This is a genomic window from Arenimonas sp. GDDSR-1 (genome assembly GCF_025980345.1).
In the GTDB taxonomy this organism is placed as follows: domain Bacteria; phylum Pseudomonadota; class Gammaproteobacteria; order Xanthomonadales; family Xanthomonadaceae; genus Arenimonas.
Genome location: NZ_JAPDUI010000014.1, coordinates 1 through 19,707, shown reverse-complemented (window position 1 = coordinate 19,707; position 19,707 = coordinate 1). Strand labels below are relative to the sequence as shown.

General features: G+C 61.4%; 13 protein-coding genes. 8 read left to right on the top strand and 5 right to left on the bottom strand.

Translation table 11 applies throughout. The features are described from left to right. The first annotated feature begins 40 nt into the window (after positions 1-40). The 5 genes from mnmG (at position 41) to Q0W88_RS03865 (ending at position 7,754) form a co-directional block, all read left to right on the top strand. Positions 41-1,921, top strand: coding sequence for a tRNA uridine-5-carboxymethylaminomethyl(34) synthesis enzyme MnmG (gene mnmG, locus Q0W88_RS03885; RefSeq protein WP_297800233.1), 1,881 nt, complete (start codon positions 41-43; stop codon positions 1,919-1,921). Continuing rightward, the gene (locus Q0W88_RS03880) at positions 1,921-2,457 is read left to right on the top strand and encodes a DUF2062 domain-containing protein (RefSeq protein WP_297800231.1); all 537 of its coding nucleotides are present in this window, start codon (positions 1,921-1,923) and stop codon (positions 2,455-2,457) included. Before mnmG ends, Q0W88_RS03880 begins: the two co-directional genes overlap by 1 nt. Before the next feature lie 150 nt (positions 2,458-2,607). Further along, the gene (locus Q0W88_RS03875; protein ID WP_297800229.1) at positions 2,608-4,491 is read left to right on the top strand and encodes an autotransporter domain-containing protein; all 1,884 of its coding nucleotides are present in this window, start codon (positions 2,608-2,610) and stop codon (positions 4,489-4,491) included. Between the two features lie 193 nt (positions 4,492-4,684). Then, positions 4,685-6,067, top strand: coding sequence for an MFS transporter (locus tag Q0W88_RS03870; protein WP_297800227.1), 1,383 nt, complete (start codon positions 4,685-4,687; stop codon positions 6,065-6,067). Then, complete coding sequence (locus tag Q0W88_RS03865) at positions 6,042-7,754, top strand: alpha-amylase family glycosyl hydrolase (RefSeq protein WP_297800263.1); 1,713 nt, start codon at positions 6,042-6,044, stop codon at positions 7,752-7,754. The genes Q0W88_RS03870 and Q0W88_RS03865 overlap by 26 nt, the downstream gene beginning before the upstream one ends. Here the strand turns inward: Q0W88_RS03865 and Q0W88_RS03860 are convergent. The 3 genes from Q0W88_RS03860 to Q0W88_RS03850 all read right to left on the bottom strand — a co-directional run bounded on the left by Q0W88_RS03860 (position 7,699) and on the right by Q0W88_RS03850 (position 12,578). After that, positions 7,699-8,751, bottom strand: coding sequence for a LacI family DNA-binding transcriptional regulator (locus Q0W88_RS03860; protein WP_297800224.1), 1,053 nt, complete (start codon positions 8,749-8,751; stop codon positions 7,699-7,701). The genes Q0W88_RS03865 and Q0W88_RS03860 overlap by 56 nt on opposite strands. A 53-nt stretch (positions 8,752-8,804) precedes the next feature. Next, complete coding sequence (glk, locus tag Q0W88_RS03855; RefSeq protein ID WP_297800222.1) at positions 8,805-9,773, bottom strand: glucokinase; 969 nt, start codon at positions 9,771-9,773, stop codon at positions 8,805-8,807. Positions 9,774-9,845: 72 nt separating this feature from the next. Beyond that, positions 9,846-12,578: a TonB-dependent receptor gene (locus tag Q0W88_RS03850; RefSeq protein WP_297800220.1), complete on the bottom strand. Its 2,733-nt coding sequence runs from the start codon at positions 12,576-12,578 to the stop codon at positions 9,846-9,848. Positions 12,579-12,807: 229 nt separating this feature from the next. Between Q0W88_RS03850 and Q0W88_RS03845 the strand changes: the two genes are divergently transcribed. Further along, positions 12,808-15,414: an alpha-amylase family glycosyl hydrolase gene (locus Q0W88_RS03845; protein ID WP_297800218.1), complete on the top strand. Its 2,607-nt coding sequence runs from the start codon at positions 12,808-12,810 to the stop codon at positions 15,412-15,414. On the opposite strand, the gene Q0W88_RS03840 is transcribed toward Q0W88_RS03845, so the two are convergent. Further along, positions 15,415-16,116: a DUF6445 family protein gene (locus Q0W88_RS03840; protein WP_297800216.1), complete on the bottom strand. Its 702-nt coding sequence runs from the start codon at positions 16,114-16,116 to the stop codon at positions 15,415-15,417. Positions 16,117-16,119: 3 nt separating this feature from the next. Then, complete coding sequence (locus Q0W88_RS03835; protein WP_297800214.1) at positions 16,120-17,064, bottom strand: alpha/beta hydrolase-fold protein; 945 nt, start codon at positions 17,062-17,064, stop codon at positions 16,120-16,122. 165 nt (positions 17,065-17,229) lie between these two features. Here Q0W88_RS03835 and Q0W88_RS03830 point away from each other — a divergent pair, with 165 nt between their 5' ends. After that, a complete protein-coding gene (locus Q0W88_RS03830) occupies positions 17,230-18,747 on the top strand; it encodes a tryptophan halogenase family protein (RefSeq protein ID WP_297800212.1) in 1,518 nt (505 codons plus the stop codon). A 16-nt stretch (positions 18,748-18,763) separates the two neighbouring features. After that, on the top strand, positions 18,764-19,707 hold a 944-nt coding region (locus Q0W88_RS03825), incomplete at its 3' end, for a cation:proton antiporter (protein ID WP_297800209.1).

The following is a 19,707-nucleotide window of genomic DNA, read 5'->3' as shown; positions in this document are numbered from 1 at the left end:
GGTTTGGTGTTTGCGCGGAAATCGGCGAAAATAGCGGCCTATGAACTCCACGCATGCCTTTGATGTGATTGTGATCGGTGGCGGCCATGCCGGCACCGAAGCCGCCTTGGCGTCGGCGCGGGCCGGTGCGCGCACGCTGCTGCTCACCCACAACATCGAAACCGTCGGCGCGATGAGCTGCAATCCGGCCATCGGCGGCATCGGCAAGGGCCATCTGGTCAAGGAAATCGACGCGCTCGGCGGCATCATGGCCACCGCCGCCGATCATGCCGGCATCCACTGGCGCATGCTCAATGCCTCCAAAGGTCCGGCCGTCCGCGCCACCCGTGCCCAGGCTGACCGTGCCCTGTATAAAGCCTTCATCCGCAAAGCCGTCGAATCGCAGCCGAATCTGCAGCTGTTCCAGCAGGCCGTGGACGACATCGTCATCGAAAACGGCCGCGCCGTGGCGGTGATGACCCAAAGCGGACTGCGGTTCGATGCGCGCGCCATTGTGCTCACCGCCGGCACCTTTCTCGCCGGCAAGATTCATGTCGGGCTCACCAATTACGCCGGCGGCCGCGCCGGGGATCCGCCGGCCAGCCGTCTGGCCGAACGCCTGCGTGACGGTCCGTTCCGGGTCGATCGCCTGAAAACCGGCACCCCGCCGCGCATCGATGGCCGCAGTCTGGATTATTCGGTATTTGAAGAGCAGGCCGGCGATCAGCCGATTCCTTCGTTCAGCGCTTTGGCCAACGGCACCGAGCATCCGGCCCAGGTCAGTTGCTGGATCACCCATACCAACGAACGAACGCATGACATCATCCGCGGCGGCCTGGACCGCTCGCCGATGTATTCGGGCGTGATCGAAGGCATCGGCCCGCGCTACTGTCCGTCGATCGAAGACAAGATCGTGCGCTTCGCCGATAAAGCCTCGCATCAGATCTTCATCGAACCCGAAGGCCTGGAAACCCACGAGATCTATCCGAACGGCATTTCCACCTCGCTGCCGTACGATGTCCAGCTGGCGCTGGTGCATTCCATCCGCGGTTTCGAAAACGCGCACATCACCCGTCCCGGTTACGCCATCGAATACGATTACTTCGATCCGCGCGGGCTCGGCGCCTCGCTGGAAACCAAGGCGGTGGCCGGCCTGTTCTTCGCCGGACAGATCAACGGCACCACCGGCTACGAAGAAGCGGCCGCACAGGGCCTGATTGCCGGCCTCAATGCCGCGCGCGCGGCCACCGGGCGTGAGCGCTGGTCGCCGCGCCGCGATGAAGCCTACATCGGCGTGCTGATCGATGACCTGATCACGCACGGCACCACCGAACCGTACCGCATGTTCACCTCGCGCGCCGAGTACCGTCTGCAGCTGCGCGAAGACAACGCCGATGCGCGCCTGACGCCGGCCGGACGCGAGCTGGGTCTGGTCGATGACCGCCGCTGGCGGCTGTTCAGCGAAAAAATGGAAGCGGTTGAAACGGAGAACGCCCGCCTGCAGGCCTTGTGGATTGCACCCGGCAATGCCCTGGCCAAGGCCTTCGAGCAGGCCACCGGCACCGCCCTGACCCGCGAAGGCACCGCGCGTGATCTGATCAAACGTCCGGAAGTCAGTTACGCCGACCTGACTGCCATCGACGGGTTCGGTCCGCCGGCGGCATCGTCGAAGGTGGCGGAACAGATCGAGATCTCGGTGAAGTATGCCGGCTACCTGAACCGTCAGAGCGAAGACATCGCCAAGCAGAAGCATCAGGAAAATACCGCCATCCCGGCCGACTTCAGCTTCACCGGCATTCCGGGTCTGTCCAAGGAACTGCAGGGCAAGCTCACCCAGGTCAAGCCGGAAACCATCGGCCAGGCCCAGCGCATTCCGGGCATGACGCCTGCGGCGATATCCCTGCTGCTGATCCAGCTCAAAAAACGCCGCCGCGCCGCTTGATGGAACAGCGCTGGCGCCAGCGCCGCCGACGCATCCGCACCTGGCTGAAGCCGCTGCCGCGACGGGCCACCATCCACCGTTACCCGATACTGAAACGGTTTGCCGCATTCGCACGCCGCCGTCCGTATCTGTGGTCGTTCAAGGACGCGCCGGTGGTGCGCGCCATCTATCTCGGCAGCCTGCTGGCATATCTGCCGACCTACGGGGCGCAGATCGTGATTGCCTTCATCGCCGCCTGGTTCGGCCGCGCCAATCTGACTCTGATGATCGGCCTGCAGATGATCACCAACCCCCTGACGGCCGGGCCGATCTATCTGGCCGCCTATGGCCTCGGAAGCGGGATGGCCCGTCTGTTGCAGCTGCCGCCCCGGCACCCGGTGTTGGATGGCGCCCTGGCCTTGATCCTGGGCGGACTGGTGCTGGGCCTGCTCACCGCTCTGCTGCTGCACGGCTTGTGGGTGTTGGGGCGCTATGAAGCCCGGCGCTTCCGGCACCGGCGCCAGAGCCGCCTGCGGCAGGAAAATGCCGGAAATTAGGGCTTTTACACTAGCCACGATGTAAATATTGTATTAATGTAGGCTCACTGCCCGGCGTCAATGCGCGTGGGTATGGGCCGTGCCGGACTGATTCTGATCAGCCAACGCGGGTCACACTGGAACACACATCCATCTAGAGAGAGACACTCCATGCGTTTATCCCATCTTTCCGTTGCGCTCGCCCTCGCCATCACCGCCAGCGGTGCGGCCCAAGCCCAGCAGTTCACGCAAGTGGTCAGCTTCGGTGACAGCCTGACCGATGCCGGCAATACCGCCGCCGCTGACGGCAATGCTGCAACGGCCCTCGGCAACAGCTGGACCACCAATCCCGATTCAACGCATTCTCAGTACCTGTCGCTTCTGCTTGGCGCTGGTACCCAGAATAATAGCCTTGCCGGGGGCAGCAACTACGCCTTTGCCGGCGCCTGCGCCATGAACAACGGCACGGTAACCCTGGCCGGTGCGTTCAACTGCTACCTGCCGTTCCCGTCCGTTCAGAGCCAGGTCACCAACTATATCGTCGCCAATGGCGGCCAGCTCGACCCCAATAAGGTCTACACCCTGTGGGCCGGCGCCAACGACATCCTGACCGGCTCGGGCATTTCTGCCGGCGCTGCACAGGCTTACGCCGGTCAATCGGCGCAGGTGACGGTCGGATTGGCCGGCGCCCTGCTGCAGAACGGCGCGCAAACCGTTGTGCTGTTCAACCTGCCGGATCTGGGCGTGACGCCCGCCAACCTCGGCGGCCCGAACCAGGCCGGCGCATCGGCACTGACCGCCATCTACAACCTGAATTTCACCGGCGCACTGACCGCGCTGTCCGCCAACTATGACGGCGTCGTCGCAATCGATACCTATGCCATCATCAATGAAGTGCGTGCCAATCCGGGCGCCTTCGGCTTCACCAATGTCACCGGCATGGCCTGCACCACCGGCCCCGGCGTTGGCGGTGCACCGACAGCCGGCGCCTGCGGACCTTCGGGTTCAGGTGCAGCCTGGACCTATGCGGCGGGCACCAACACCAGCTACCTGTTCGCCGACCCGATCCATCCGACCGGCGGTGCCCACCAATTGCTGGCCAATGTGGTGTATGCCACCCTCAGCGCCCCGGGCGTGGTCTCGCTGGCGCCGGAAGTTGCCATGCAGTCGGTTTTCGCACACAACACTGCGATTAGCGATGCGCTGGATTCGGAATGGGCCGCCGGCAGTGAAGTCGGCAAAGTGCGCGGCTTCACCTCGGTGCAGTTCGGTCAGCAGAACATCGATGGCTCGATTTATACGCCGGCGCTTGACGGTGATTCAACCAACCTGAATGTCGGTGCCACCTACCGCATGAGCGAGAACGCCACCTTCGGCGTCGCCGCCACCATCGGCAACGGCTCGGCCAATGCCGGCAGCATGGGCTCCTTCGACGGCAGCAGCATCCTGTTCGGCGTGTTCGGCCAATACGAAGTGAATGGCCTGTACGGACGCATCGGCCTGAGCGGCGGCAGCACCGACATGGACATCACCCGCAATATCGACCTGCAGGCCAGCGTCCGCAAGGAAACCGGCAGCACGGCCATCAGCCAGCAATCCGGCACCCTGGAAGTGGGCTATGTGTTCAAGGGCGACAGCTTCACCCACGGCCCGTTCGCCGGCCTCGAAACCACCCAGTCCGATGTCGAAGGTTATGTTGAAGGTTCCGACAGCACCGCCATGCGCTTCGATTCCTTCAACCGCGACAGCAACCTGACCTCGGTCGGTTACCAGTTCTCCGGCACATTCGACAGCTTCAAGCCGTTCGCCCGCGTGGCCTGGACCAATGAAAGCAATACCGACCAGGTTTTCGTCCGCGGCGGCACCGCCAACCTGCCGGCCAACTTCAGCCTGCCGGGTTTCGCCCCGAGCGATGACAGCTATATCGACTGGAACGTCGGTGCCAGCATGAGCTTCGGTGAAGGTTTCGACGGCTACATCAGCTACCGTGCCCGCACCGGCAACGACACGCAGGATAACGACAGCATCAGCATCGGCATCCGCAAAACGTTCTGATCGCACTCCGGCAACAGCCATGAACAACCCCGCTTCGGCGGGGTTTTTCATGGCCGTGTGCATCACACGCGCGTGCATACGTATTCAGGTTCGCCGCCGTCCGATGACAGCACGCGCTTCGGGTAGGGTATGAAAAACATACGAATGCAAGTACGATTGCATCAACCATAAAAATACACAGAGAGAGGGTGGCATGGCCGCACAACCGCGTTTATCGTTTTGGCAGATCTGGAACATGTCGTTCGGCTTCCTCGGCATCCAGTTCGGCTTCGCACTGCAGGGCGGCTTCATGTCGCGCATCTTCCAGACTCTCGGCGCCGACAAGGATGCGCTGCCGCTGCTCTGGATCGCGGCGCCGCTGACCGGCCTGATGGTACAGCCGATCATCGGCTACCTGAGCGACCGCACCTGGCATCCGCGCTTCGGCCGCCGACGCCCGTACTTCCTGATCGGCGCGGTGCTCAGTTCGATCGCGCTGTTCTTCATGCCTTATTCCTCGGCGCTGTGGATGGCCGCCGGTTTCCTGTGGATCCTCGATGCCTCGATCAACATCAGCATGGAACCGTTCCGCGCTCTGGTGGCCGACAAGCTCCCCGAACAGCAGCGCTCCTACGGTTTCGTGCTGCAGACCCTGATCATCGGCATCGGCACCTGGGTGGCCAGCAATCTGCCCTGGCTGGTGAACCAGATGGGCGTTTCCAACGAAGCCGGCCCCGGCGTGGTTCCGGATTCGGTCAAGATCGCCTTTGCCATCGGCGCCTTCGTTTTCCTGGCCAGCGTGCTGATTACCGTTTTCACCACCGACGAATACCCGCCGGACGATCTGGCGCGTTTCCGCGATGAATCGGCCAAGGGAAATCTTGTCGGTGAAATCCTGCACCATGTGCGGCACATGCCGCCCCAGATGCTGAAGCTCGGGTTGGTGCAGTTTTTCAGCTGGTTCGCATTCTTCACCATGTGGAGTCTGGCCACGCCGGCCCTGACCGAACACGTATTCAAAGCACCGGCACCGGATCCGGCGGCGTTCGACATGGCCGTGGCCGCGCAGGCACAGGCCTTCCAGGTTGCGAATGCGGCCTACCAGAGTGCCGCCGATCAGGTCGGTTCGGCCATGGGCGTGTACGGTCTGTCCTCGATGGCGGTCGCCCTGCTGCTGAGCTTCTACGCCGCGCGCTTCCGCCTGAACTGCCGTCTGGTGCACTTCCTGTCGCTGACGCTCGGCGGCATCGGCTTCCTGTCGATGTTCTACATCAACGACCCGTCGCAATTGAAGTGGTCGTTCGCGCTGATCGGCGTGGCCTGGGCCAGCATCCTGTCGATGCCGTATGCGCTGCTGTCGGGCGCGGTTGATCCGAAGAAAATGGGCGTCATGATGGGCCTGTTCAACATGTTCATCGTGCTGCCGCAGATCGCCGCCGCGCTCGGCGGCGTCAATGCCGCGTACCGCCTGATCGGCCCGCAGGCCATCAATGCGATGACCGTCGCCGGCCTGTCGCTGATCATCGGCGGACTGCTGGTGTATTTCGTACAGGACAGCGCCGGTGAAAGCCATGCCGTGCACGGCGGCGGTCACTGAGATGCGCCGCCGTCTGCTCGCTGCGGCACTGCTGCTGTCGCTGGCCGGCACGGCCGGTGCAGCCGATTATTACGGCACGCTGGAACCGTTTGCCAAACGCGCCGTGTACTTCCTGATGACGGACCGCTTCGTCAACGGCGACAAAAGCAACGACCAACGCGATCAGGGCGGGCCCGATCCGGCCACCCGGAGTTTCGACCGGCCCGTTGCCGGTGCGCCGGACGGCGAAAGCGACAACATCGGCTATCTGGGCGGCGATTTCAAGGGCATCGAAAACAACGCCGACTACATTAAGGAAATGGGCTTCGATGCCCTCTGGCTGACGCCGATCGTCGACAATCCCGATGAAGCGTTTACCGGCGGCGATGCCGTGCAGTGGAAAGGCATGTTCCAGGACAAGGGCAAGACCGGCTATCACGGCTACTGGGGCAGTAATTTCTATGTGGTCGACGAACACCTGCCGAGCAAGGATCTGGATTTCGGCATGCTCAACCATGAACTGTCCGAACGCGGCATCCACACCGTGCTCGACATCGTGGCCAACCACGGCTCGCCGGCGTTCGGCATGCCGGCGCCGCAGCCGAAATACGGGCAGATCTTCGACAAGAACGGAACGCTCGTGGCCGACCACCAGAACCTTCCGGCGGCGAAGCTCGATCCGGCCAACAACCCGCTGCACCGCTTCTACAATGCCAAAACCGAAATGGTGCAGCTGTCGGATCTGAATGAAACCAACCCGGCGGTGATGGATTATCTGAGCGGCGCCTATCTGCAGTGGATCGACCAGGGCGCCGATGCCTTCCGCATCGATACCATCAAGCACATGCCTTTGACGTTCTGGGCCGAGTTCAGCCGGCGCATCCGCGCCAAGCACCCAGACTTCTTCCTGTTCGCCGAAGCCTACGATTACGACGCCGGCAAGATCGCGCCATTCTCGTGGACCGAGAACGGCGGCATCAGCGTGTTGGATTTCCCGTTGAAGGCGAAATTGGCGGATGCTTTCGGCCGCAAACAGGCCGGCTTCCAGACGCTGGCCGGCGCCCTTCATCTGGACACAGGGCTTTACCAGAACCCCTATGAGCTGATGACCTTCTACGACAACCACGACATGCCGCGCCTGGATGCCGACGACAACGGCTTCATCGATGCCCACAACTGGCTGTTCACCGCCCGCGGCATTCCGGTGATTTACTACGGTTCGGAAACCGGTTTCATGCGCGGCAAGGCCGAGCACGAAGGCAACCGCAACTACTACGGCCAGGCGCGCATTGATGCCGGCCTGAATCATCCGATCTATCTGGCCCTGCAGCGCATTGCGAACGTCCGCCGCGAATCACCGGCCCTGCAGCAGGGGCTGCAGCTCAACCTTCTGCTCAAAGGCGAGCGCGCCGCGTTTCTGCGTGTTTACCAGCACGGTGGCGTAAACCAGACGGCTTTGGTGCTGTTGAACAAAGGCGACGCCCCGGCGCGATTCGACCTCCGGCACATGCTGCAGGGCGGCGAATGGCGTTCCGCCATCAGCGGCAACAGCCTGCGCATCGATGCGGCCAAGCCGCGGCTGAAAACCGAAGTGCCGGCACACGGCGTGGAAGTGCTGCTGTTCGATGGCGCCGTCACCGCGCCGGATCTGATTACGGCGCTGGATCGGCTTCAGGCTGGGAAAGCGCGCCGCACGAACGGCGGATGACCAGCTTGGCCGGCAGCATGCAGCTGCTGACCGGCTCGTTGTTGATCTGGTGAATCAAGGTCTTCACCAGCAGTTCGCCGGCCTGCTTGGTGTCCTGCAGCACGGTGGTCAGGCCCGGGGAAACGAAATTGGCCATGGGAATGTTGTCGAAGCCGGCCACGGCGATGTCCTCGGGCACTTTCAGGCCGTGTTCCTGGATGGCGCGCATGGCGCCGATGGCGATCAGATCGCTCGCGCCGAATACGGCATCGCAGACTCTGCCCTGTGCCAACAGCGCCTGCATGGCTTCATGGCCGGCCTGCTCGGTGGTGATGGCATCGATCTGCAACGCGGCGTCGGGCGTGATGCCGGCCTGCGCCAGCGCCTCGGCGTAGCCGCGGTAACGCTCGAAGAACTCGGGATAACGCTCGGAGGCATGGCCGAGGAAGGCAATGCGGCGATGGCCCTGCAGCAGGAGGTGCTCGGTCATTTCGCGGCCGGCCAGATAGTTGTCGCAGCCGACGGTGATGCCCGGCTGTACCGGCAGGACCGGCCCCCAGCGCACGAAATGGGTGCCCTGCTCGACCAGCTTGTTGAGCCGGTGCGCGTAATCCAGATAATCGCCGTAACCCAGCAGGATGATGCCGTCGGCCTTGCGGCTGTCTTCGAAATCGGCATGCCAGTCGTTCGACGCCTGCTGGAAGGAAATCAGCAGATCGTAGCCGTACTGGGAACAGGCCCGGGTAATCGAACCGATCATCGACAGGAAAAACGGATTGATCTGCGAGTCGTCGGAGGTCGGGTCCTCGAACAGCAGCACGGCCAGGGTATCGGAATGCTGGGATCGCAGATTGGAGGCGTTCTTGTCGACCGTATAGTGCATTTCCTTGGCGATGGCCTGGATGCGCTTGCGGGTTTCCTCGTTCACCAGCGGGCTGTTGCGCAGCGCGCGCGACACCGTGGACTGGGAGACCCCGGCGCGGTAGGCGATGTCGAAGGAGGTGGTTTTGGATTTCATGCAGCGCGTCGGCCCGTTCAGCGGTTTCCAGTATAGCCCATCCCGCTGCCGGTTCAGGCCCCCAGACGCGTGCGCAGCGCTGCAGCGGCGCCGATCAGACCCGGTGCATCATGGGTGATGACATGCATCGCCACCGATTCCAGATAGGTCGCGAACCGGCCCTTGGCCAGAAAGCGTTCGCGGAATGCACTGGCGCGCAGATACGGAATGAAGCGCGGAATGATGCCGCCGGCGATGGAAACGGTTTTCGCGCCGTGAATCAGGGCGGCGTCGCCGACCACGCTGCCGAAAATGGAACAGAAACGCGCCAGCGTCCGGCGCGCGATGACATCGTGGCCTTCCATCGCGGCCGCCACGATTGTCGCCGGATCACGCAGGCTGTCGCGGCCGCCGAGCACGGCATCGATGTAGGACAGGCCGGTTCCGGACAGCAGACGCTCATTGGAACAGCGGCCATGATGGCGCGCGGCGACCCAGTCGGCGATGCGTTGCTCTTCCTCGACCTGCGGTGCGAAGCTGACATGGCCGCCCTCGGTTTCGACCACCTGCCAACCGCGGGCATCATCACCCACAAGCAAGGCGACGCCCAGCCCGGTGCCCGGCCCGATGACGGTGATCGGACCGCGGCGCTGTTGTTCAGGCGTTCCGTGCAGAATGACCCGGTCATCATCACCCATGGCCAGCGCGGCCAGCGCGGCGGCGCCGAAATCATTGATGACCACCTGCTCCCGGAAGCCGAGCGCGGCCTGCAGTTCGGATTGGCTGAAGGCCCAGGCCCGGTTGGTCAGGCGGATGTCATCGCCGTTGACCGGACAGGCCACCGCAAACGACGCCAGCTCCGGCGCGGCGCCGACCTGCGACAGATAACTTTCGACGGCATGCTGCAGGGTCGCGTAATCGGCGGTCGGCAGCGTACGCGCCTGGCTCAGCACGGGCTGCGCTGCGCGGATGTCGGCCAGGGCGAAACGGGCATTGGTGCCGCCGATATCGGCGACCAGAGCGGTACTGCGGGGGTCGGTCATGTACGGATTCCATGCAAAAAAAAGCCTTCGCCGGCTTGCACCGGCAAAGGCAGTTTACAACAGCTTAAGGGTTTAGAACTTGTAGCTGAAGCCAATCAGGGTGGTGCGGCCGTACTCGAAGTACTGCACCGGACGGGCAGCCGGATCACCGCCATCGGAGGTGGTGAACGGTTCGTCGCCGATGTTGCTCATCTGCAGGTACAGGGTCAGGTCCTTGAAGGTGCCTTCGCTGAAACTGTAGTTGATCTGGGCATCCTGCACGGTTTCGGCATTGATGTTGATGTAGGTCAAATCGGCACCGAAGCCGCGGGTTTCAGCGCGGAACGCCGAGCGGTGGCGCTGGCTGAAGCGGATCGAGAAGCCGTGGTTCTCGTAGTAGGCAGTCACGTTGGACACGTACTTCGACAGACCCGGCAACGGCTCGGAGCTGCCCGGACCGTTCGGACTGATCTTGCTCTTGGTGTCGGAGTAAGCAGCCTGAATACCAAAGCCGTTAAGCGGTGCCCAAAGTACGTCGAGCGGAACCGAGACTGCAAGTTCTAGGCCCTGAAGAACCCCGCCCTCGCCGTTGATTGGCATATTCATACTGCCCATGGTGCTGCTCGGATAGTTCACACCAACGGTTTGACCTGGGCCCGGAGGCGGCAGCGGATATCCTGAATAATCCCAAGCCATATCTTTGCGGTAAATATATGTCTTAAGATCTTTGTAGAAATAAGCAGCGCTGACATAACCCTTATTATCATTCTCTGTGGTGAAGTACTTTTCATAAGAGAGATCATAAGCATCGGCCAACCAAGGCTTCAGCTCCGGATTACCGGCATTGCCACACCAGACGGGGGTCGGCAAGCCGGCACAAGTGCCGCTGTCAGGAATATCAATCGACTGATTTGCGCGCAAGTCGTCCATGCGCGGACGGGCCATCTGACGAGCCGCTGCAAAACGCAGAACCTGATCTCCCGGAAAGCCGAAGCTCAGGTTAAGACTTGGTAAAAAGTCACTGTAGGATGCACCATTGCTGATCGGTATGCCGGCATTAGCGCCCTCAATGGTCATATCTGCAGCAGAGCTTTGATCAACCGACACGTACTGGAAGCCAACATTGCCGCGCAAAGTTACAGTATCTGTCAAATCAGTGTCGATATTAGCCTGCACGAAGAAGGTCTGCACACGCTCATCAACTTCCCAGTTCTTTTTGGAAATATCTGGATGGTTTTTGCCATCTAAGCGATATATACCGGAGTTCAACAGAGCCACAGCATCATAAGTTGCAAGACCATCTATGCCTGAGAAGTTGAAGTCACCAGGACTTCCCGGAAACGCCGCGCTAGCCGAACCATTACCGCACTGTGTGGCGCTCAGACATAGTCTGTATTCATCAGAGCTCTTTTCTTTGTGACGATCAGTGAAGTTGTAGCCAAACTCGACACTGCTCAGGAAGCCCTCATCGAAGCTACGGGTCGCGTCCAGACGGAACGATTGCAACTCGTCGTGAATTTCAAATGCTTTCAAGTAGCCATCTTGGCCCCAGTTGCCGGCATCAATCAGCTGAAGATTATTGGGATCATTGAAGTCAGTGTTGAAGTAATAGTTGTTGAATTGACCGCTTTCATCCAACACCACATTGACTGTGGCAGTGCCTGCACCCTTCAAGCCAGCATAGGTTTCCAGTACATCGAAGTGACGTTTGGCGTTCGAAGCCGAGAAATCAGCCGTAACCGACCAGTTGTCATTGATTTTGAACTTATGATTCCAGCCGAGCGAGAACAATTCATCGTTAATCGGGTTGCTGTCCATGCGCAACACCGGCTTGACGTTGGTCCAGGTGCTATCGGTGATGGTGCCATTGCCGTTGACAACATAGCCAGGCTGCAACACGCCCTGACCCCAAGCAGTACCGAACTCCATGCCGGTTTTGATTTCGGTTTTCTTGAATTCGGAATAGAACAGGTCCAAGGAGGTTTCGTAGAATTCGGTCGGCTTGAACTGCACGGTAGCCATCAAACCATCACGCTGGAAGTTATTATCGAACTGGTAGACTTTGCCGCCGCCGAACACCTTGGTGCTACTCGGGCCGTCAGCGTAGCCCCACGCCTCGTTCTGGAAGCCCGGTTCCGGGGAATCCATATGGGCAAAGCCGATGGCAACGCCAAGTGTGTTGTCCATGAACTGGTCAATGTACGAGAAGCTGTAGCGGCCACCGTTTTCGGTCTGTCCAGCGACTTTCTTCTGATCATAACGGTAGTTCAGCGCCACGACCCGCTCGCCGAAGCTCAGCGGCTTGACGGTCTGCAGATCGACGGTACCCGAAAGGCCCTGGCCGACCAGGGAGGCGTCCGGGGTCTTGTATACGGTCACGGCGCTGAGCAGCTCGGACGGGTATTGATCGAACTCGACGCCGCGGTTGTCGCCGAGGCTGACCTGTTCACGGCCGTTGAGGGTGGTGCCGGCGAAGTCACCGGCGAAACCGCGGATGTTGATCTGGGTGGCACGGCCGCGCTCACGCTGGGCGGTCAGGCCGGGCAGACGGGCGATGGATTCGGCAATCGAAGAGTCCGGCAGCTTGCCGATGTCCTCGGCGGAAACCGATTCCACGATGCCCGTAGCACTTTGTTTGGTGTCGATGGCGTCTTCGATACCGCGACGGATGCCTTTGACGGTCACCTTGTCGATGGTTTCGGCATCGGCCGCTTTCTTGGCCGCTGCTTTTTCGGCATCGGTCGCTTCCTGGGCATTCGCGGTTCCCACCAACAGCATGGTGGCCGACATCAATGCAACGCTGAGCATGTTGCGCTTAAGTACCATTATCCCTCTCCATATAACAGCAAATGTGGTTGAATGTGTTGCGGCAATCGCAACGGGTTACGCCGGACGGCATACCCGTTTTTTATTAACGAACGGTTAAAATGATTGCAGAATTTATAAAGTATTAACACTAAATACATACGTATTCATTGCCTATTCAGCTTCGCAGGGCATCTATTGCATGCCATTCTTTGCCATCTAACTCTCTGATTAACTAGCGGAATTCATTATGAAGCGAGCTCCTTTGCGCACGAAAATCGCCGCCTTTGTCCTGTTGGTCAGCCTAAGCAATGTGAATGCACAGACCCCCGGTGAACTGCATGTCAAGTCGCCGGATTGGCGCGAGCAAATCATTTATTTCGTCATGCTGGATCGCTTCAATGACGGGAACCCGGGGAACAACGATCAAGGGGTGGGGGAATTCGACCCGGCCCGCAATAGCCATTATTCCGGCGGCGACCTGCCCGGTGTAACTGAGAAATTAAGCTATATCAAAAACTTAGGCGCTACTGCCGTCTGGATTACGCCGCCGGTCGCGAACCAGTGGTGGAGCGCGACCGCCCAATACAGCGGCTATCACGGCTACTGGGCCGAGAACCTGATGGCGGTGGACAAGCACTATGGCCAGCTGAGCGACCTGCAGAATCTGTCGCGCCGGCTGCACGGCCAGGGCATGTATCTGGTCCAGGACATCGTGGTCAACCACATGGGCAATTACTTCAGTTACGACCCCAAACGCTGGAGTGCGCAGAATCCGGCCCTGGGCTACCGCCGTGAGCCGGCCACCGCGCAGGGCCAAAGCCCGTCACAGATGCCCTTCTCGCGCAATGATGCCCGCGATCCGCGCCAGGCGCGCGAGGCCATCTACCACTGGACGCCGGATATCCGCGACTTCACCGATCCGGCCCAGGAACACGATTGGCAGATGGCCGGGCTGGATGATTTGAATACCGAGAATCCGCGCGTGCGCGAAGCGCTGCGCCGCAGCTACGGGCATTGGATCCGCGAAGCCGGCGTGGATGCGTTCCGGGTCGATACCGCGTTTTACGTGCCGCCGGATTACTTCCGCGATTTCCTGTATGCCGAGGATCCGGCGCAGCCGGGCATCCTGCGTGTGGCCGAAGCCACCGGACGCGCGAATTTCCATGTGTTCGGCGAGGGCTTCGGCATCGACAAGCCGTATCAGGAAATACAGAGCCGGAAAATCGAATCCTTCGTGCGCAGCGCCGATGGCCAGGCCCTGATGCCGGCGATGATCAATTTTCCGCTGTACGGCACCGGCATCGATATTTTCGCCAAAGGCCACCCGACCCGTGAAATGCGCCACCGCATCGAGACCATGATGCGCGTGCATGAAAGTCCGCACCTGATGCCCAGCTTCGTCGACAATCACGACGTTGACCGCTTTCTGGCCAACGGCAGCACGGCGGCACTGCAGCAGAATCTGCTGATGATCATGACCCTGCCGGGCATTCCGGTCATCTATTACGGCACGGAGCAGGGCTTCACCGAGCAGCGTGGCGCCATGTTCAAGGCCGGCTTCGGCTCGGGCGGCAAAGACCGCTTCGATGAGCGCGCGCCGCTCTACCGCAGCCTGCAGGCGATGACGTCCCTGCGCAAATCAAATCCGGTGTTCACCCATGGCATGCCGACAGTACTTAAGGACAATGCCGCAGGACCGGGCGTCTTCGCCTACCGCATGCGCCATGACGGCGCGGATGCCCTGGTGCTGTTCAACACCGCGGACAGTCCGCACGTGCTCGACAATCTGGATACCGGCCGGCCGGATATGCCACGCTGGCGGACCGCGTTTTCCCTGACGCCCTTCCCCGAATCGCTCGGTGCGGATGCCCAAGGCCGGGTATCCGTGGTGCTGCCGGCGCGCGCCGGCCTCGTTCTGCTGCCCGAAACCCGTGTTGCGGCATTACCGAAACATCCGGCCGCCTTGCGGATCGACGCCCTGCCGGAAACGATTGAAGGCGATGCGCTTGATCTGCGGGGACGTAACAGCAACGCTGAACCGTTCCAGCTGGCCGTGAACGGCGATCTGTCCCAGGCCGTGACGGTGACGCCCTCGGCCGATGGCCGTTGGCAGGCGCAGCTGCCGATTGACGCGCTGGCAGAGGCCCGTGAAGCGCATCAGGTCCTGGCCTGGCAGGACAGCACGGCCAGCGCATCCGAACCGCAATCATTCCGTGTTCGCCGGAACTGGCAGACCCTGCTGGAGCGGACCGATCCGCGCGATGACGACCATGGACGAAGCGGCACCCTGCGCTATCCGGACGATATCAGCTGGGGCGAACACCGTCAGGGCGATATCGAATCGGTGCGCGTGCAGCGTGCGGGCAGCACCCTGCGCATCGTGTTGCAGCTGCGCGGGATGACCCAGTTCTGGAATCCGCCGAACGGTTTCGATCATGTGGCGGTCACCGCTTTCCTGCAGATGACCGGGCGCGAAGGCGGCAGCACCCTGATGCCGCAGCAGAACGGCAGCCTGCCGGACGGCATGCGCTGGCATTACCGATTGCGCACGCACGGCTGGTCGAATGCCTGGTTCGGTCCCGAGGGCGCCACTGCCGACAACGAGGGCACGGTGCTGAGTCCGGGTGCGCAGGTGGTTGCCGATGCCCAAGCACGTACACTGACCTTCACCATTCCGGCCAAGGCGCTGGGCAATCCGGCATCGCTGTCCGGCATCAAACTGTATCTGAATACCTGGGATTACGACGGCGGCTACCGGGCGCTCTCGCCGCAAGGCGGTGGCATGGTCTTCGGCGGCGACCGCGCCGACGGCGTGAAAGTGCTGGATGAAACCGGGGTGCTGGTGCTGCCCTGATCAGACCGTCAGCCCGGAAAAGAATCCGTTGAAGGTCAGACGGCCGAGCAGCGGATCGGGACTCATGGCTTCCGGACGCGCGATGTCGCCGCTGTGGAACTGCATGCCCGGATACACGATCATCCGGTTCGGGCGCGCGGGAACGGTCAGGACTTTCTCGAAATAGGCATTCGAATCGGTCATGTAACCGCGCGCGAGGCCGTAATGCCGGAAAAACGGCTCCGCTTCCATCCGGTTCGAATCGATGAGCAGCCGGTTAAGCACCGCATCCTCCACCCGTGGCCGGAAAAAATGCGTGCCGCCGAGTGAGGGCTCGTCGAAAAGATACAGAACCGACGCCAACGGCAGCATGCCGGGCTTGGCCTGCAGACGGTCCCGATGGCAGAGCGATTGCGCCGGCGACAGCTGTCCGGGCGGCAAAGTCACCAACGACAGCCGGCTGTAGGCATCGATGATGCGGGTGATGCCGAAAGAACGGCCCAGCCACGGCATCAGCACATCCAGCAGGGCCGCCGTCACCGTATCGGGCAATCTCAGCTCGCGCCCGGGATAGGCGTTGTGCCGCGGCGGCTCGAATTGCGTGGCGAATTCTGCGGCGCGGCTGCGCCAGCGCCCGGGCTCCAGCAGGATGTCATCGAACACCAGACAGACTTCGCCGCCGGGAATCGGAAGGATCTGCGGAACGATGTCGGGACGGAACACGGACTATTCGGCCGGAAACAGGAACTGCAGCGGAATGTCGAGACGCTCGCTCCAGGCCTTCTCGCTGTGTTCGGCGCCCTCGAAACGGCGTGTCTGCCAACCGGAAGCGGTGTAGCCGCGCGCGCGCATGACGGCATCGGCCCGCGCCTGCAGCGGCGGATACAGGGCGTCCAGGGTGCCGGTGCCGTGATCGAAATAAATCCGGTGCGTTGCCGGATCCGGCAGGGCCGCCTGCATGTAATCGAAGAAGGCCTGCGGTATCGGATTGCCTTCGACGCTGAAGATGCCCGGCCAATGCGTGGACAGACACGCCGCCGCACCGAACACCTGCGGATATTCCGAGATCGCATACAGCGAAATCAGGCCGCCCATGCTGGAGCCCATCACCGCGGTATGCGCGGCATCGGTTTTTACCGAAAAATGTGTATCGATGTAGGGCTTGAGCTCTTCGGCCAGGAATTTCAGGTAGGCATCCGAGGCCACATCCCCATTGAACAGCACCTGTTGCGGATTGCGGTTCATGGCCAGCAACTGCGCGCGGAAATCACCCGGCAGGGCCTCGAATGGTTTCTGCGGGAAATACTCGACATGGCGGCGGGGACCGCCGTTGTGCACACCGACGATGATGAACGGTCGGACCTTGCCCTCGGCCATCAGCCGGGCGGCGATTTCATCGGCCTGCCATTCCTGTTTGTTCCAGGTGATGCCGGCATCGAACAGCATCTGGCCGTCCTGCATGTACAGAACGGCATATTTCGTTTTTTCGGAATAGCCCGGCGGCAGCCAGACATCCACATCACGCGCGGGAACATGCACGGATGGAAATGCGGCCAGCCTCTGGATGCTGCCGATGGAAGTCGTCGGTACCGGCGTGGCCTCGGCAGAAACGGGGCGCGGCAAGGCCAACAGCAGCGACAGCACGACTACGAGCAGGTTCAATCGGATCATGGCAGAAGCTCCTTGGAAGGCTCAGGGTACGCCCAAGGCAGGAAACCGGGCAAGCTCCGATTCCGGGCCGTCAGGGCAATAGCGGATTTCACGACGGACCCGGCCTCGGCGGCCGAGGGCAATGCTAAGATGGTGGCGTTTTTCAACCGAGCAACGGAACCTATCATGAGCCACCCCGGCATCCGGAAAGTCATCATCGTCGGCGGCGGTACCGCCGGCTGGATGGCCGCCTCCTTCCTTTCCCAAGCCCTGAATGGCAAATTCGCCATTGAACTGATCGAATCCGACGACATCGGCACGGTCGGCGTCGGCGAAGCCACCATTCCGCCGATCATCAATTTCAATTCGGCGCTGGGCATCGACGAAACCGATTTCATCAAGGCCACCCAGGCCAGCTTCAAGCTCGGCATCGAATTCCGCAACTGGGGCGGCCTTGGCGAGCGTTACATCCACGGCTTCGGCGGCATGGGCCAGAGCACCGGCATGATCGACTTCCACCATTACTGGCTGAAGATGCATCAGGCCGGCAAGGCCGACCGCATCGAGGATTATTCGCTGAACCTGCTGGCCTGCGAGCACAACAAGTTCCTGCGCGCCCAGCACGATATTCCGAACTCGCCGCTGAAGGATCTCGGCCATGCCTTCCACTTCGATGCCGGTCTGTATGCGAAGTACCTTCGCGGCTATGCCGAAGGCAAGGGCGTGCTGCGCACCGAAGGCAAGATCGCCTCGGTGCAGCAGCATCCGGAATCCGGTTTCATCACCTCGGTCACGCTCGAAAGCGGTACCGTACACGATGCCGACCTGTTCATCGACTGCTCCGGCTGGCGCAGCCTGCTGATCGAGGAAACCCTGCACACCGGCTACGATGACTGGAGCGAGTGGTTGCCGATGAACCGCGCACTGGCGGTGCCCTGCGAATCGGTGTCGCCGCTGACGCCCTACACGCGCTCGACCGCGCACGGCGCGGGCTGGCAATGGCGCATTCCGCTGCAGCACCGCACCGGCAACGGCCACGTCTACTGCAGCGACTACATCAGCGATGATGAAGCGGCTTCGGTGCTGATGGCCAACCTCGACGGCAAGGCCTTGGGCAGCCCGCGGCCGCTGCGCTTCGTGACCGGCAAGCGCAAGAAGTTCTGGAACAAGAACGTGGTCGCCATCGGCCTGTCCTCCGGTTTCATGGAGCCGCTGGAATCGACCTCGATCCATCTCATCCAGAAAGGCATTTCGCGCCTGGTGTCGTTCTTCCCGGATTCCGGCTTCAACGCGACCGACATCGATGAATTCAACCGCCAGTCGACGGTGGAATTCGAGCAGATACGCGATTTCATCATCCTGCATTACAAAGCCACCAAGCGCGACGACACGCCGTTCTGGAACTACGTACGCAACATGCCGATCCCGGACAGCCTGCAGCAGAAGATGGATCTGTTCCGCAGCAACGGCCGCATCTACCGGCTCAACAACGAACTGTTCACCGAGGTCAGCTGGTTCCAGGTCATGTTCGGCCAGGGCATCACGCCGCAGGGCTACCACCCGCTGGTCGATGCCAAGTCGGAAGAACTGATCGAGAAGATGATCAAGAACGTGAAAGAAGTGATGCACGGCGTGGTCAACCTGATGCCGACCCACGAGGAATTCATCGCCAAGAACTGCAAAGCCCCGCCGATGCCGATGTAATAACGGACCCTAAACCATGACGCCTTTCGATCTTTCCGTACTGTTTTTCCTGCAGATGGCCTTCATCCTGGCCGTATGCCGGGCGACCGCCTGGGTGTTCATGAAAATCGGGCAGTCGCGCGTGGTCAGTGAAATGATCGCGGGCGTGCTGATGGGCCCCTCGTTGCTGGGCTGGCTGTTTCCGGAATTTTCGGCCTATCTGTTTCCGGCCGAGTCCAAACCCATCCTGTTTTCGGTCGCGCAGCTCGGTCTGGTGCTGTACATGTTCCTGATCGGGGTCGAGTTCGATGTCGATCTCATCCGCAAACGCATCAAAAGCGCCGCCAGCATTTCCATCGCCGGTATTGCCGCGCCGTTTGCGCTCGGCGGCCTGCTGGCGTATTTCATCGCCGATGATCCGGCCCTGTTCGCCGCCAAAACCTCAAGCCTGGAAGCCATTCTGTTCATGGGTGCGGCCATGGCCATCACCGCGTTTCCGATGCTGGCACGCATCATCTTCGAACAGGGTCTGAGCAAAACCTCGCTCGGCACGCTGGCCCTGGCGGCCGGCAGTCTGGATGATGTGGCGGCCTGGTGCGTGCTGGCGGTGGTACTGGCCAGCTTCCAGGACGACTTCAGCATCGCCTTGCTGGCCATCGGCGGCGGCGTGGTGTTCGCCATCGTCACGCTGACCCTGGTCCGCAGGCTGCTGCGGCCGCTGGGTGAACAGACCGAGCGTACCGGCCTGATCAGCCCGGATGCTTTCGTTTTCACCCTGATGCTGGTGATGCTCGGCGCCTGGTTCACCGATTACATCCAGATCTACGCCGTGTTCGGCGCCTTCATCATGGGCATCGCCATGCCACGCGGCAAGTTCAGCGCGGAACTGCACCGGTTGATGTATCCGCTGACGGTGGCGCTGCTGCTGCCGGTGTTCTTCGTCTATTCCGGCCTCAACACCAAAATCGGCTTGGTCAACTC